Annotated in this window: 13 protein-coding genes, 1 pseudogene and 1 riboswitch; of the genes and pseudogenes, 7 read left to right on the top strand and 7 right to left on the bottom strand. The window is 74.1% G+C overall.

Going from position 1 to position 14,849, the window contains the following annotated elements; genetic code table 11:
- Positions 1–507, bottom strand: a complete 507-nt coding sequence (locus tag B0E54_RS24375) for a DUF402 domain-containing protein (RefSeq protein ID WP_234588325.1) — start codon at positions 505–507, stop codon at positions 1–3.
- 100 nt (positions 508–607) lie between these two features.
- Between B0E54_RS24375 and B0E54_RS24370 the strand changes: the two genes are divergently transcribed.
- A complete protein-coding gene (locus B0E54_RS24370; protein WP_234588324.1) occupies positions 608–2,797 on the top strand; it encodes an ATP-dependent DNA helicase in 2,190 nt (729 codons plus the stop codon).
- 46 nt (positions 2,798–2,843) lie between these two features.
- On the opposite strand, the gene B0E54_RS24365 is transcribed toward B0E54_RS24370, so the two are convergent.
- Entirely contained in the window at positions 2,844–4,160 is a 1,317-nt protein-coding gene (locus B0E54_RS24365) for an AI-2E family transporter (protein ID WP_374109312.1), read from the bottom strand.
- Between the two features lie 153 nt (positions 4,161–4,313).
- Here B0E54_RS24365 and B0E54_RS24360 point away from each other — a divergent pair, with 153 nt between their 5' ends.
- On the top strand, positions 4,314–4,652 hold the full coding sequence (locus B0E54_RS24360) for a co-chaperone GroES (protein WP_234588322.1): 339 nt from the start codon (positions 4,314–4,316) through the stop codon (positions 4,650–4,652).
- 92 nt (positions 4,653–4,744) lie between these two features.
- On the top strand, positions 4,745–4,912 hold the full coding sequence (locus B0E54_RS24355; RefSeq protein WP_234588321.1) for a hypothetical protein: 168 nt from the start codon (positions 4,745–4,747) through the stop codon (positions 4,910–4,912).
- Positions 4,913–4,927: 15 nt separating this feature from the next.
- On the opposite strand, the gene B0E54_RS24350 is transcribed toward B0E54_RS24355, so the two are convergent.
- Positions 4,928–6,412, bottom strand: coding sequence for a PrsW family intramembrane metalloprotease (locus B0E54_RS24350; protein WP_234588320.1), 1,485 nt, complete (start codon positions 6,410–6,412; stop codon positions 4,928–4,930).
- Positions 6,413–6,435: 23 nt separating this feature from the next.
- A riboswitch (SAM riboswitch) is annotated at positions 6,436–6,556 on the top strand.
- A gap of 79 nt (positions 6,557–6,635) precedes the next feature.
- Here B0E54_RS24350 and B0E54_RS24345 point away from each other — a divergent pair.
- Positions 6,636–7,871, top strand: a complete 1,236-nt coding sequence (locus B0E54_RS24345; RefSeq protein WP_234588356.1) for an aminotransferase class V-fold PLP-dependent enzyme — start codon at positions 6,636–6,638, stop codon at positions 7,869–7,871.
- A gap of 66 nt (positions 7,872–7,937) precedes the next feature.
- Here the strand turns inward: B0E54_RS24345 and B0E54_RS24340 are convergent, their stop codons facing one another.
- Positions 7,938–9,140 carry an aromatic acid exporter family protein gene (locus tag B0E54_RS24340; protein WP_234588355.1) on the bottom strand — a complete coding sequence of 401 codons (1,203 nt, stop codon included), beginning with the start codon at positions 9,138–9,140 and terminating at the stop codon, positions 7,938–7,940.
- A gap of 120 nt (positions 9,141–9,260) precedes the next feature.
- Between B0E54_RS24340 and B0E54_RS24335 the strand changes: the two genes are divergently transcribed.
- Positions 9,261–9,935, top strand: coding sequence for a metal-dependent phosphohydrolase (locus B0E54_RS24335; protein ID WP_255787586.1), 675 nt, complete (start codon positions 9,261–9,263; stop codon positions 9,933–9,935).
- Here the strand turns inward: B0E54_RS24335 and B0E54_RS24330 are convergent.
- Positions 9,907–10,191 carry a DUF4031 domain-containing protein gene (locus B0E54_RS24330; protein ID WP_234588316.1) on the bottom strand — a complete coding sequence of 95 codons (285 nt, stop codon included), beginning with the start codon at positions 10,189–10,191 and terminating at the stop codon, positions 9,907–9,909. The genes B0E54_RS24335 and B0E54_RS24330 overlap by 29 nt on opposite strands.
- A 56-nt stretch (positions 10,192–10,247) precedes the next feature.
- On the opposite strand from B0E54_RS24330, the gene B0E54_RS24325 reads away from it, so the two are divergent.
- Positions 10,248–11,648, top strand: coding sequence for an FAD-binding oxidoreductase (locus B0E54_RS24325; protein WP_234588312.1), 1,401 nt, complete (start codon positions 10,248–10,250; stop codon positions 11,646–11,648).
- Positions 11,649–11,657: 9 nt separating this feature from the next.
- On the opposite strand, the gene B0E54_RS24320 is transcribed toward B0E54_RS24325, so the two are convergent.
- Together B0E54_RS24320 and B0E54_RS24315 are read right to left on the bottom strand one after the other, a co-directional pair.
- Positions 11,658–12,194, bottom strand: coding sequence for a hypothetical protein (locus tag B0E54_RS24320; protein WP_234588310.1), 537 nt, complete (start codon positions 12,192–12,194; stop codon positions 11,658–11,660).
- Between the two features lie 89 nt (positions 12,195–12,283).
- On the bottom strand, positions 12,284–14,098 hold the full coding sequence (locus B0E54_RS24315; RefSeq protein WP_234588354.1) for a glycerol-3-phosphate dehydrogenase/oxidase: 1,815 nt from the start codon (positions 14,096–14,098) through the stop codon (positions 12,284–12,286).
- A 194-nt stretch (positions 14,099–14,292) separates the two neighbouring features.
- Here B0E54_RS24315 and B0E54_RS24310 point away from each other — a divergent pair.
- Positions 14,293–14,849 (top strand): annotated as a pseudogene (locus B0E54_RS24310) (peptidase S8); the annotation flags it as partial.

Here is a 14,849-nt window from a genome sequence, read left to right as displayed (position 1 = left end):
TCAGACCACCAGCGCCAACCATTTGCGGTACGAGGTGGCGAACGGCTCGGTGCCGTCGCCGAGGGCGCCGTACAGCCACTGGGCCGCCGCCTCGGCCTCGACCACCACGTCCTGCGGGTAGCCGAAACGGGCCCGGTGCTCGGCGAACTCGTCCTCGTCGAGCAGCTCCACCAGACCGGTGGCCCGTCGCCGGACCACGTCCAGGTCGAGGTCGATCAGGTGGACGGTGTCGTCGGACTCCCAGCGGGCCGGGGTGGCGATGTCGCAGTAGACCTCGCTGGTCCGTGGCGGCGGGTTGAACATGCACGTCCACCAGGCGTGGTGCGGGACCAGCAGAACGAAGGGGATCTTCTCCACCGACGGCCGGCCGTGGTAGACCGACTCGGTGCCGAAGGGGACGCCCAGCCAGATGCCGAGGTCGTCCTCCGCGAGGCGACGGGCCGGGTAGTCACGGTGCGCGCTGCCGTCGTACTTGCGGTAGATCACTCGGACCACGTCGCTCGGCATGATTCGCACCCTAACCGATACTGCCCACGCGTCGTAGCACGGCCGTAACCGGACGGGGTGGACCAGCGGGGTCGATGGGTGGTCCGCGCCACGCGGACGGATGGGCACGGTCGGTGTCGGCGGCGGCGGGTACCGTCGCACGGTGACTCCGCCCCGCACCGCCACCGGTTCCGCCACCCCGTCGGCCCGCGGCGGGAGCCGGCGGCGTGGTGCCCGGCCCAGCGGCACGGACCTGCTAGCGGCGGCGGTCGGCGCGGTCCCCGGCGGCACGGCGCGGCCCGGCCAGCAGCAGATGACGACCGCCATCGAGGAGTGCGTGACCAGCGGTGAGCACCTGCTCGTGCAGGCGGGCACCGGCACCGGCAAGTCGCTGGCCTACCTCGCGCCGGCCCTGACCGTGGACGGCCCGGTGGTGGTGTCCACGGCCACCCTGGCCCTGCAGTCCCAGCTCGTCGACCACGACCTGCCCCGGCTGGCCGACGCCGTCGAGCCGCTGCTCGGCCGCCGCCCCACGTTCGCGGTGCTCAAGGGCCGGCACCACTACCTCTGCCTGGCCCGGCTGGACAACTCCACGGCGGACGAGCCGGAGGAGACCCTCTTCGACGCCCCGGCCGCCCGCCCCGGCGGCGGCACGAAGTGGCTCGGCGAGGCGGGCCGGCTGGGAAAGCAGATCGAGCGACTGCGCGACTGGGCCGAGAAGACCGACACCGGCGACCGCGACGAGCTGGACCCGGGCGTCGACGACCAGGCGTGGCGGCTGGTCTCCATGCCGTCACGGGAGTGCGTCGGCGCGACCCGCTGCCCGTTCGGCGCGGAGTGCTTCGCCGAGGCGTCCCGGGCCCGCGCCCGCGAGGCCGACATCGTGGTGACCAACCACAGCCTCCTGGCGGTCGACATGCTGGCCGACCGGCACATCGTCCCGCCGCACAAGCTGCTCATCGTCGACGAGGCACACGAGCTGGCCGACCGGGTCTCCTCGGCGGCGCAGGCCGAGCTGGTGCCGGAGCTGATTGACCGGACCACCCGGCGGGCCCGTACGCTGCTGCGGCCGGAGACCGCCGACGCGCTCACCGCCGCCGGTGACGCCCTCGCCGTCGGGCTGGCCGAGGCCCCGGCCGGTCGACTCACCGCCGGCCTGCCGACGCCGCTGCGCGAGGCGTGCACGCTGCTCGACGCGGCCACCCGCACCGCCCTGGACGCGATCGGCGAGGTCAAGTCGGACGATCCCGACCCGGTCCGCAAGCAGCAGGCCAAGGCCGCGCTGGACGAGCTCTCCACCACCGCCCAGCGGCTCCTCGAAGAGGCCGACCACGACGTGGCCTGGGTGGAGAAGAACGACAGCGGCAGCCGACGGGCCCTGGTGGTCGCGCCCCTGTCGGTCGCCGGCACCCTCGCCACCCACCTGTACGACGAACGCACCGTCGTGGCCACCTCGGCCACCCTGGCGCTCGGCGGCCGGTTCGACACGGTGGCCCGCGCCCTCGGGCTGGACGCGCCGCCGGTCCCAGCGTCGCCGGCCGCCGCCTCGCTGGCCGCCCGCACCGGCGCGGGCCGCCCGGCCGCCGAGACACCGGGCCGCCGGCTGGCCGATCCCGCCACCATCCCGGCGACCGAGGGGCCGGGCTGGCGCTCGCTGGACGTGGGCTCGCCGTTCGACTACGCCCGGCAGGGCATCCTGTACGTCGCCGCGCACCTGCCCCGGCCCAGCGTCTCCGGGCTGCCCGACGCGGCCGGGGAGGAGCTGCTCGGGCTCGTCGAGGCGCTCGGTGGTCGTACTCTCGGGTTGTTCTCCTCCCGGCGGGCCGCGACGCAGGCGGCGGAGCTGCTGCGCGCGCGGACCGACCTGCCGGTGTTGTTGCAGGGCGAGGAGGCGCTGCCGCTGCTGGTCCGCCGGTTCCGTGAGGAGCGGTCCAGCTGCCTGTTCGGGGTGATGTCGCTCTGGCAGGGGGTGGACGTGCCGGGCGACGCCTGCCAGCTCGTGGTCATCGACCGGCTGCCCTTCCCCCGGCCGGACGAACCCCTCGCGGCGGCCCGCGCCGCTGCCGTGGACGCGGGCGGCGGCTCCGGCTTCGCGGCGGTCAGCGTGCCGATCGCGGCGGTCCGGCTGGCGCAGGGAGTGGGCCGGCTGATCCGGGCGACCGGCGACAAGGGAGTCGTCGCGGTGCTCGACTCGCGGCTGGAGACGGCGCGCGGCTACGGGCCGTTCCTGCGCCGTTCGCTGCCCCCGTTCTGGTACACGACCCGCCCCGAGGTAGCCCGCGGCGCCCTGCAACGCCTAGCCACAACCTAACCAAACACGCCCTGCCCCACCCCACCCCCAAGATCGCGGAGAAGGGTCAGGGGGCCTGCGCGGCTACCACCACGGCGTCGGGTGGGGTGTCCGGGACCGTGCGGGCGGCCAGTCGGCGGACCGCGGTGTTCAGCACGGCGATCAGTGGCACCGAGACCAGCGCGCCGGTGATGCCCGCGAGCACCACGCCGGCTGCGATGCCGATGATCACCGCGAGCGGGTGGAGGGCGACCGCCCGCCCCATGATCAGCGGTTGAAGCACGTGCCCCTCGATCTGCTGCACGCCGATCACCGCTCCGAGGATGATCAACGCGGTGACCGGGCCGCTGTCGACAAGCGCCACCAACACCGCCACGCCGCCGGAGAGCGCCGCGCCGACGATCGGAATGAACGCGCCGAGGAACACCAGCGCCGCCAGCGGGAAGGCGAACGGCACGTCGAAGATGACCAGGAAGATGCCGATGCCGACCGCGTCGATGAAGGCGACAAGCACCGTCGCGCGGACGTACGCGACGAGGGTCTGCCAGGAGGCGCGGCCGGCGTCGTCGACCTTCCACCGGGCGGCCACCGGCAGCAGCCGGACCAGGAAGCGCCAGATCCGGTTGCCGTCGCGTAGGAAGAAGAACGTCGCGAAGAGCACCAGGAGCGTGCCGGTCAGCACCTCGGCCAGCGTCGCCGCGGTGCTCAGCGCACCGCTGGTGAACTTCGAGGTGTTGTCGTTGATCCAGGCCTGCGCCTCGTCGATGTAGCGGTCGAGCTGGGTGTCGGAGAGGTGCAGCGGACCCGTCTTCAGCCAGTTCTGGATCTGCCGGACGCCTTCCGACGACTTCTCGCTCAGCTCGGGTACACCGCGAATGAACTCGTTGACCACCAGCGTCAGCGTGCCGATGACTGCGACCAGGCCGCCGACCAGCACCACCGCCGTCGCCAGCGACCGGGGGAAACGGGCCCGCAACAGCCAGCCCACCGCTGGCGCGAGCAACGCGGAGAGCAGCAGCGCGATGGCCAGCGGAATGATCACGATCTTGATCGTGCCGACGATCCTGAGCAGGGCCCAGGCCACCACACCGATCACGATCAGCCGCCAGCACCACGCGGCGGCGATCCGCAGCCCGTGCGGGACGTCGGCGTCGTCCCGGCTGGCGGTGGAGCTGTGCAGCTCCGCCGCAGCATCCGCGCCGTAGACGGTGGCGCTCGGTGCTGCGGTCGGCCCCGGCACCGCCGGGGACGCCACACCGGCCGCCCCCGACACGTCGCTCAACTCCTCGCTCAACGTGCCCTCGTCGACGCGCGCCGACTCCTGTCGTGACTGGTAGGCGCGGCGAAGCCGCCCGCGTACCCGCTCGAAGCGGCTCAAACGCACCTCCTGGCAGAAAACCCGGCCCGCCCACGGCGACAGGTCGGACAGCATACGTCCGTTCCCGACACCGTAGGACAGTTCAGCCACACATTGCCCCGACCATCTCCTGCGTAACCACCGGCCGGCCCCCGTCGGCCACACGGTAGCCTCTGCGGCGTGACCGCCGACAACGATCTCGACGCCGGCCTGCCGATCCGCCTGCTGCACGACCGCGTGCTGGTACGCATGGACGGCAGCGAGGGCGAGCGCCGTTCCACAGCGGGCATCGTCATCCCGGCGACCGCCGCGGTCGGCAAGCGCCTCGCGTGGGCCACCGCGGTCGGCGTGGGGCCGAACGTCCGCGCCATCGTCTCCGGCGACCGGGTCCTCTTCGACCCGGACGACCGTTCCGAGGTCGAGCTGCACGGCCGCGGGTACGTGCTGCTGCGGGAGCGCGACGTGCACGCCGTGGCCGCCGAGCGGATCGAGAACGACTCCACAGGTCTCTATCTCTGACGCACCTCCCCTGGCCGGCGGACACCACCGCGCCGTTTGCCGGCCCGTGGCGCGGGAAGCCAGCCGGCGACCGTGGGCCCTGGGGAGGGACGATGCCGGTATTCGTGAAGAAACTGCTGACCTGGGGCAGCGTCGCGTTCCTGATCTACTTCATGGCGTTCCGCCCGGACGGCGCCGCGCAGATGTTCAAGGCGATCGGGGCCGCGCTGATCGCGATGGCGCAGGGGCTCGGTGACTTCCTCACCACGCTGATGACCTGAGCCCGCCGACCGCCGTCAGGGGTGACCGGGCGGCGGCCATGGCGCTGCGGGGCGCAGACCGTGCCAGTTGGGCGGCGCGTAGCCCATCGGAGGCGGCGGCGGGGCGAGCACCACCGGGATCGGCACGACCGGCTCGTCGGGCGCGTCCACCGGTCGCTGCGTACCGTCCGGGAAGCGCAGGTGGTAACGGCTGCCGTCCCAGACACCCACCGGGGCCTGGGGGTCGCGACCCACGAAGTACGACCGGTACGCGGTGATCGCCTCCAGCAGTTGCCGCTCCTCGGCGAACGTCCGCTCCCGGTCAGCGGGCTTCCGGTCCAGACCACGAAGCGTCCCGTCGCGCAGCAGGGCCAGCCGGGTCGCGGCGAGCTGGTATCCGCGCATCGCCCGCACCCCGGCGTCCCCGGCGACCCGGCGTGCCCAGCTACGGGCGGCGTGCCGACGGCCCAGGCTGCTCAGCGCGGCCACCTCGGGCGGGCTCAACCAGCCGGCGCGGACGTAGTCGGGCAGCGTCCGCTCGGTGAGCCGCCCCTCCCAGGCGCGCAGCCACACGGCCAGCCCGACCACGCCGAAGAACACCGGCACCATCAGACCCAGGAAGCCGTACAGCATGATCACGGCCTCGCCGGTGGCCTGGGTCAGCGTCGGCAGCAGGTTCCACGTGCCGTGCAGCATCATCGCCAGCAGCAGGCCGGCGATCGGGGCGAGCACCCGGACCCGCCGGTCGGCCGTCCGGGCGGCGACACCGAGCCCCACACCGGTCATCGAGGTGAAGAGGGGGTGGGCGAATCCGAACAGGAGGATCCGCACGATGAAGATGGCGATCACCTGCTGGGCGCCGGTCGCCGGGCCGTACCGGTCCGCGCCGGCCGCGTAGCCGTAACCGCCCAGGTAGAGGATGTTCTCCACCATCGCGAAGCCGACCGCGGAGAGCCCGCAGTAGACCAGGCCGTCGGTGATCCCGGACCACTCCCGCCGCCGGAACACCAGCAGCAGGATCGGGCCGAGCGCCTTGGTGAGCTCCTCGATGAACGGCGCCACCAGCACGCCGGTCAGCGCGTCCGGCAGCCCCCAGTCGGCGAACCGCCCGGCGGCGAACTCGTTCACCTTCAACGAGGCGGCGGTGGAGACGAACGCGCCCCACGCGAAGCAGAAGATCAGGTATTTCAGGGGCTCCGGTTCGTAGCGGTCGAGCCAGAGGAAGCACGCGACGAGCACCGGCACCGGCAGGATCGCGGCGCCCACCCCGACCAGCAGCGCCTGTAAGCCCAGCGACTGGCCGAGGGTGATGACCATGAAGACCGCGCACGCCGCGATGAACAGCACCACCCCGGCCAGCACCAGGAACCGCAGCCAGCCGAAGCGGCGCGGCGGGATCCCGGTTGGCCCGCCGACGGGCGGGGCCGCCGGCGGGTGCGGCGGCGACGGTAGGGGTGCACCGGGCGGGGTGTCGGCCATGCGGTCAGCGTAGCCATCCGCCGCCGGCTGGTTCGGCCGCATCCACAGCCGCTATGCTGCCGGCAGGTCACGAGCGCCAGCGTCAAGCCCCGGCTTGCTGGCCGGCAACCCTCGTCGAGTTCGCGGTGGGGTGCCCCGGGTGATGACCGGGCCCAGCCCGATCGGCGTGCTGGGCAAGCGCGGACCCCGTCCCGAGGCCACACCCGGGGTCCCTGACCCCGGAGGTTCCGGCGTGTCCGTCACCCTCGTACCCTCGCTCCCCGCCCTGCCCACCGTCGCGCCCCAGCCGTCGGCGGCGCTCGACGTGCTCGGCGTGCCCGGCGAGATCAACCTCGACTACGCGGCCACCGCGCCGTGCGCGCGGGCCGCGGCCGACGCGGTCACCGAACTGCTTCCCTGGTACGCCAGCGTGCACCGCGGCGCGGGAGCGCTGTCGCGGCGCTGCACCCTGGCCTACGAGCGGGCCCGGCAGACGGTAGGTGACTTCTTCGGCGCCCGCGCCGACGACCACGTGATCTTCACCCGGAACACCACCGACGCCCTCAACCTGCTGGCCCGGGCGCTGCCCGCCGGCACGACAGTCGTCACCTTCGCGGGTGAGCACCACGCCAACCTGCTGCCCTGGCCACGCGGCTCGGTGCGCCTGCCGGTGCCCGCCGACCCGGCCGGTGCGGTCCGCGCTCTCGCCGCCGCCCTCACCGAGCTGCGCCGCGACAGCAACCCCGCGCTGCCGGTGCTGGTCGCCGTGACCGGGGCGAGCAACGTGACCGGGGAGCTGTGGCCGGTCGCCGAGCTGGCCCGGGTGGCCCACCTGCACAACGCCCGGATCGTGCTCGACGCCGCGCAGCTCGCCCCGCACGCCCCGGTCGACATGCACACGCTCGACGTGGACTACCTGGCCGTCTCCGGCCACAAGCTGTACGCCCCGTTCGGCACGGGTGTGCTCATCGGCCGCACGGACTGGTTGGACGCCGCCGCGCCGTACCTCGCCGGCGGCGGCGCCACCAGCCACGTCGGGCCGGCCACCCACGACGTGACCTGGGCGAACGGCCCGGCCCGACACGAGGGCGGAACCCCGAATCTGCTGGGCGCGGTGGCGTTGGCTGCGGTGTGCGCGGCGCTGGCCGACGCCGACCGGGTCGCGCTGGCCGCCCGGGAACAGGCGCTGCTGGCCCGGCTGCGCACCGGCCTCGCCGCCCTGCCGCACGTGGTGGAGTTGCGCACGTTCGGCCCCGACGCGCCCCGGGTCGGCATCGTCTCGTTCGTGGTCGCCGGCCGGGACTCCGCCGCGGTGGCCGCCCGACTGGCCGCCGAACACCGGATCGGCGTACGGGACGGGTTGTTCTGCGCCCACCCGCTGGCCCGGCGGCTGCTCGGCGAGGCCGCCGGGCGTACCGGCCGGCGGGATCTTCCGCCGACCGCGTTGCGCGCCAGCATCGGCCTGGGCAGCACCGCCGCCCAGGTCGACCGCCTACTGGCCGCGCTCGCCGAGCTGGCCTGAGCCGAGCTGGCTTGAGCCTGCGCGTGCGCCGGGCTGAGTCGCGCCCCGGACGCCCGCCGCCCGCGCTCAGCCGACCGGCGGGGCGGTGGGTGGCTTCGGCGCCTCGCCCGGCTCGGCCGGTTCGCCGACCGGCCGTTCCTGCTCCCCGAAGGCCGTCCGGATCCACCGGTTCGCCTCCTCCTGCTCGACCCCGGAGGCCACCAGCAGGTCACTCGCCGTGGTCCGGATCTGGGCGATCACGACACTCCCGGAGAAGCCGACCCCCGCCCCGTACGCCCGGCCGGCCTCGCTGACGGCCCGCAGCGAGCGCTCCCGTGCCTTCTGCGGCTCCTCGCCCGCCGCGAACTCGTGCTTGAGCAGCCGGACCGATTCGGCGAGGTGGCCGATCGCGTCCGGCATCGGATCCGGCACCGGCTCGTCGTCCTCGATCAGGGTGACGGACCGGCGGATCAGCGTGCCGCTGTTACGCATGGCGCGGTCGATCGGGTCGGCCGCCTCCGCGTAGTGGATCAGCTCGCCGCGGCGGTGCCAGCGGGCCGGCGACAGGGTGGCCGTCTCCTTCGCGCCCTCGATCGCCTCGGCCAGGGTGGCCAGCTCGTCCTTGTTGTTGCGCAGCCGCTCCAGCGCCCGCTGGATGCCGGCCCGGTCCCGGTCGCGCAGCCCGTCGGCGGTGGCGTCGAGCTGGGCGGCGAGCAGGTCCAGCGCCGGCCGGGCGGCCCGGTTGATCACACGCAGTGGGTTCAGCGGCAACAGGACAGCCGTCACCAGCAGCGCGATGCCGCCGCCGAGGAAGGCGTCGACGAAGCGGGGGATCTCCAGGTTCTGGGTGGACGGGCTCAACGTCACGATCAGCACCGCCGTGGCGGCGGCCTGGATGACGATGGCCACGCTCGCCCCGGCGAAGATGGTGAGCAGGATCGCCACCGTGACCACCAGGCCGAGCTGCCACGCCCCGGTGCCGAGGAAGTAGATCAGGAGGTCGCCGACGAACACCCCGACGCCCACCCCGACGATCAGCTCGACGGTCCGGCGGAACCGCTGCCCGACCGACGCGGCGAGCGTGCCGACCGCGGAGATCGGCGCGAAGACCGGCTGCGGGTTGCCGAGCAACTTGTGCGAGACGAGGTACGCCAGCCCGGCCGCCAACCCGGCCTGGACGGCCAGCCCACCCGCCATCCGCACCCGGTGCAGCCGGTCGTGCAGGGTGGCCCGGCCGCGGTGCCGCAGTTGCTGGGTGGCTTCGGCGATGCGCGCCCCGTCGACGTCCACCAGGCCCTCGCGCAGCGGGGTACGCCGTACCACCGGAGGTTTCTTGTCCCGGGCCACCGCCATGGGCGCGACTACCCGTGGCGGGGGGCCTGAATCCTCTCTCCCGCGTGCGGCGCACGGATGCGGCAGACTCGGGCGGTGGCCGATCTGCTGGACCGGTGGCGGGCGGCGGCCCGTGACGCCGGGGCGAGACCCGACGAGCGCTCCACCCGGGCCGGGGAGGAGCTGCTGGCCCGGTGGCGGGAGCCGCACCGGCAGTACCACACGGTGGCGCACCTGAGCGCCGTCCTCGATGTGGTGGATCGGCACGCCGCGTCGGCCGACCGGCCCGACCTGGTCCGGTTGGCCGCCTGGTGCCACGACGCGGTCTACGACCCGCGGGCCCCCGGCGACACCAACGAGCGGGAGAGCGCTGCGCTGGCCGGGAACCTGCTCACCGGGCTCGGGGTGCCGGCGCCCGCGGTGGCCGAGGTGCGCCGGTTGGTCCTGCTCACCGCCGGGCACGCCGTGGGCCCTGGCGACCGCGACGGCGCCCTGCTCTGTGACGCGGACCTCGCCGTGCTGGCCGGGCCGCCGGCCGCCTACGACAGCTACGCGGCGGCGATCCGGCGGGAGTACGCGCACGTGCCCGATTCGGCCTTCCGGACGGGACGGGCCGCCGTGCTCACCGGGCTGCTGGCGCTGCCCGCGCTGTTCCGGCTGCCGCCGCTCGCCGACCGGTGGGAGCAGCCGGCCCGCGACAACCTGCGCCGTGAGCTGGCCGCACTCAGCGGATCGCCGACGAACGCGGCGTGACGAGGTGCTTCGGGCGACGCAGTCCCGCGTCGCGCAGCAACCTGACGAGTTCCCGGCTCGGCACCACCCGGGCCCCGAGCCACACCGCCGCCGCGAACCGGTCGGCCGGGATGTCGTAGTGGTCCCGGTCGAAGCCGCGCCGGGGTGCGCCAAGCGCCTCGGCGAAGGCGTGCAACTCGGCGTAGGAGACGTCGCTGATCAGGTGCGACCAGAGTCGACCGCGCCACGGCCAGGCCGGCCGGTCCAGGTAGAGCATGGTGCCCAAGCTAGCCCGCGTTGATGATCGGTGGTCGGCGACCTAGCCTCGGCGGCATGGCCCCCACCGGACTCCTCGACGACCTGCGCGCCGCCCTGGGCGAGAACGCCGTGCTCACCGACCCGGACCTGCTGCGCCTGCACCAGCGCGACGAGGCAGACCTCTGCGCCGCCGGAGTCCCGGCAGTGGTGACCCGTCCCCGCACCACCGAGCAGGTGGTGGCGGTGATCCGGGCGGCGGCACGGCACGGCGTACCTGTGGTGCCGCAGGGCGCGCGGACCGGGCTGGCCGGCGCGGCGAACGCGGTGGACGGCGCGGTGGTGATCAGCACCGTCGCGATGGACGAGATCCGCGAGATCGACCCGGTGGGCCGTATCGCCGTGGTCCAGCCCGGCGTGGTCAACGCCGCGCTCGCCGCGGCGGTCGCCAAGCAGGGCCTCTGGTACCCGCCGGACCCCGGCTCCTGGGAGTCGTCCACGATCGGCGGCAACGTGGCCACCAACGCCGGCGGCATGTGCTGCGTGAAGTACGGCGTGACCACCGAGTACGTGCTCGGCCTGGAGGTGGTGCTCGCCTCCGGCGAGGTGCTGCGCACCGGGCGGCGTACCGCCAAGGGGGTGGCCGGTTACGACCTGACGCGGCTCTTCGTCGGCTCGGAGGGCACCCTCGGGGTGATCACCGAGGTGACCGTGGCGCTGCGGCCGGCCCCGGCCGACTCGCTGACCCTGGTGGCGGTCTTCGGCTCCACTGCGGCGGCCGGCACGGCGGTGGCCCGGATCGCCGCGCGGGGCCTCACGCCCAGCCTGCTGGAACTGCTGGACCAGACCCACCTGCGGGCGATCGAGGCGTACCAGCCGATGGGGCTGCGGACCGACGCGCAGGCGGTGTTGCTGGCCGCCGCCGACACCGGCGACCGGGCGGGCGACGACCTGGCGGCCCTGGCCGAGGTGTGCGAGGCGGCTGGCGCCGAGGAGGTCTACGCGGCCACCGACGCGCTGGAGGCCGCGGCGTTGTTGCAGGCCCGCCGCCTGGCCCACCCGGCGATGGAGAAGTTCGCCGCCGACACCCACCCGGGTGGCAACGGCGGCCTGGTGATCGACGATGTGGCGGTGCCGCGGGGCGCTCTCGCCGAACTGCTGGACGGGGTGGCCCGGATCGCGGCGGACTGCGACGTGCCGATCGGTGTGGTGGGGCACGCCGGGGACGGCAACATGCACCCGAACATCGTCGTCGACCGGGCCGACCCGGCGAGCGTGGAGCGGGGCCGGCGGGCGTTCGACGAGATCATGCGGCTCGGCCTGGCCCTGGGGGGCACCTGCACCGGCGAGCACGGAGTGGGGCTGCTCAAGCGGGACTGGCTGGCGGCCGAGATCGGCCCGGTCGGCGTCCGGGTGCACCAGGCCATCAAGGCGGCGCTGGACCCGGCCGGCCTGCTCAACCCGGGCAAGGTGCTCTGACGGGCCGCGTCAGCCCTTGACCTCGGCGGGGGTCGCCTGGGTGAGCAGCAACAGGATCTCCCCCGCCACCGTCGGGCGCTCCTCACCCGGGCAGTCCTGGGAGGTGACCAGCCCGGACGAGGTGAGCAGGCTGGACGTCAGCGCGTCGATGCAGGTGGTCCGGTACCGCCGGACCTGGTCGGTCTCCTCTGCGAGCCGGGGATCGGCGAGGAGGACCTGGAGGCGTTCGGTCTGCTCCGCGGCCAGCCTGCCCCGGGAGGTGACCCCGTCGCCGGCACAGTCGAGGCACTGCCATGAGCCGTCCCGCTCGACGCTCAACGTGCGCAGCGGGGCGTCGGCGCCGAGCCGTTGGATCAGGCTGACCTGGCCCGCGGCGACTGTCGTCGGGATCTCGGGCGCCGGCACACCGGCGGCCGAGCCGGCCGGCGGTTGGGCGACCGGCTTGTCGGCGTCGTCGCCGCCGAACAGCGAACACCCGGCCAGGGCGACGGCGAGCGCCACGGCAAGAAGGGGGGTGAGGAGACGGGGGCGCGCGCGGTACAGCACGCGCGGAAACCTACCCCACCGTAGGTAGCGTTCGAAACCACCATCCGGGCCGGTATCGATAGTTACCACTCGGTAACGTTACTTTTCGGTCATTGTGGCGTGGGGCGCAGCTCGGCCTGGTCGTCGTCACCCCGGTCCGCCGCGTAACCCCGTACGTCAGGTGCGCCCAGTCGGGCCGCGTCCGCCCCGGCGTCGTCCGGCATCAGTTGGGACTGCCGCTCCGCCTCCACCCGCGCACGGTAGTTCTCGACCTCGCGGGCGCTCCTCGCCGCGTCCCACCCGAGCACCGCACCCATCAGCTCGGCGGTGTGCTCGGCCGACTCCAGGCCACGGTGGCTGGTCTCGAAGGAGATCCGGGTCCGTCGGGTCAGCACGTCCTCCAGGTGCAGCGCACCCTCGGCCCGCGCCGCGTAGGCGACCTCCGCCGCCAGGTACTCCGGAGCACCGGCCAGCGGGGACGCCAGCAACGGGTCGGCGTCGATCAGCGCCAGCAGGTCGAGCGTGAGGGTGCCGTACCGCTCCAGCAGGTGCTCCACCACGCCCACCGGCACGCCGTGCCGGCGGGCCAGGTCGGCCCGGTCGCGCCACATCGCCGGGTAGCCGTCCGCGCCGAGCAGCGGCAGGTCGGCGGTACGCGACGCGCGGGCGCCACCCAACCGGCGTACGGCCCGGTCGACCACGTCGGACGCCATCACCCGGTACGTCGTGTACTTACCGCCGGCCACCAGCAGCAGCCCGAGCATCGGCTCGAACACGGCGTGCTCGCGGGAGAGCTTCGACGTGGAGTCGGCCTCACCGGCCAGCAACGGCCGCAGCCCGGCGTAGACGCCCTCGATGTCGGCGGTGGTCAACGGCCGGTCCAGCACGGTGTTGACCTGCTCCAACAGATAGTCGATGTCGCTGGCCGAGGCCGCCGGGTGGGATCTGTCCAGTCGCCAGTCGGTGTCCGTCGTACCGATGATCCAGTGCCCGCCCCACGGGATGACGAAGAGCACCGACCGTGCCGTACGCAGGATGAGCCCCGTCTCGCCGGTGATCGCCGAGCGGGGCACCACCAGGTGCACCCCCTTCGAGGCGCGCACCCGGACGCCGGGCCGCAGGCCCACGTCGTTGAGCATCCGGGACATGTCGTCGCTCCACACACCGGTGGCGGCGATGACCGTGCGGGCCTGCACCTCGAACTCGGCGTCCGGGGACCCGGCGGGCGCCTCCAGGTCGCGGACCCGGACGCCGGTGACCTCCCGCGCCTGGCGGATCAGCCCGACGGCACGGGCGCTGCTGACCACTGTGGCGCCGAGGCTGGCCGCGGTGCGGGCCAGGGTGACGACCAGCCGGGCGTCGTCGACCTGCCCGTCGTAGTAGCGGATCGCCCCGGCCAGCGCGTCGGCCCGCAGGCTCGGGAAGATCCGCCGGGCCCCCTCGCGGGTCAGGTGCCGGTGCAGCGGCATGCCCCGGCCACCGCCGAAGAGGCCGGCGAAGGCGTCGTACGTGGCCACGCCCGCGCCGTAGTAGGAGCGGCGGAAGATCCGCGCGGGCAGGTCCCGCAGGCCGCGGCCGGCCGGCAGCGGCACCAGGAACGGCACCGGGCGGACCAGGTGCGGCGCGAGCCGGGTCGCCAGCAGGCCCCGCTCGGTCAGCGCCTCGTGGACCAGGTGGAACTCCAACTGCTCCAGGTAGCGCAGCCCACCGTGGATGAGCTTGCTGGATCGGCTCGACGTGCCCGAGGCGAAATCGCGGGCCTCGACGAGGGCCACCTTCAGGCCCCGGGACGCCGCGTCCAGGGCGGCGCCCGCACCTGTCACCCCGCCCCCGATGACCAGCACGTCGAAGCGCTCGGCGCGGAGTCGGCGCAGGTCGGCCGTACGGCGGACCGGCGAGAGCTGCCCGGCGACGGATCGGGAGATGTTGGGGTCACGCACCCATCCACCGTAACCGCCGTGCCGGCCGGTCGGCATTCGCCGCCCGCGCAGCCCGCCTCCTTCCGCTCGACCCGCGCGGAAGATCTTGGACAGTTTCCGTCAGCGGCTGCCGGAAACTGTCCCAGGATCTGCGCGGTTCTTCGATTCGCGACTGCTCGGGGTGGTCGTAGGGTTTCCGGATGCATGGTCAACCTGCGCATCCCGGGCTCGGCGACCGCAACTCCCCGTGGCCGGTGGTCGCGGCCGTGTTCGTCGGCTGCTGGACCGTGGCGGTCACGGTGGCCACCCAGACCGGTGGCTGGCTCACCGATCAGGTGCTGCTCGGCTTCGGACGGGACCGGGTGGGTTGGCTCTGGCCGGTGCTCGGCCTGACCGTCGTCGTGCTGGTGGGCACGCCCGCCCTGCTGCTGGCCGTGCTGCCCCGCTCGACCACGGTCCGGGCCACCGGGCGGGTCTGGCTGGTCGGGGCACTCGTGCTCGGGGTGCTCACGGCGCTGCGCGTCGTGCCGCCGGTGCACCACGAGGCGTACCTCGCCGCGCTGGCCGCCGCGGCATCCCTCAGCGCGCTCACCGTGGCCTGGTCGGCGCGACGATCGTCCGGCTCGAACGTCGGCACCGCGCCCGACGCCACCGCGCCGTGGGCCGGCGACGGTGTCGGCGGTGCGGTGCCGAACGGCGACGCCGCCACGGCTCGGGCCACCCAACGGCCCGCTGCGGGCGTCGACGCCACCCCGTC

The sequence above is a fragment of the Micromonospora sp. MH99 genome, from assembly GCF_021442385.1.
Taxonomy (GTDB): Bacteria; Actinomycetota; Actinomycetes; order Mycobacteriales; family Micromonosporaceae; genus Micromonospora.
The sequence above is the reverse complement of the archived record's forward strand: the minus strand, read 5'-3'. Positions and strand labels throughout refer to the sequence as shown.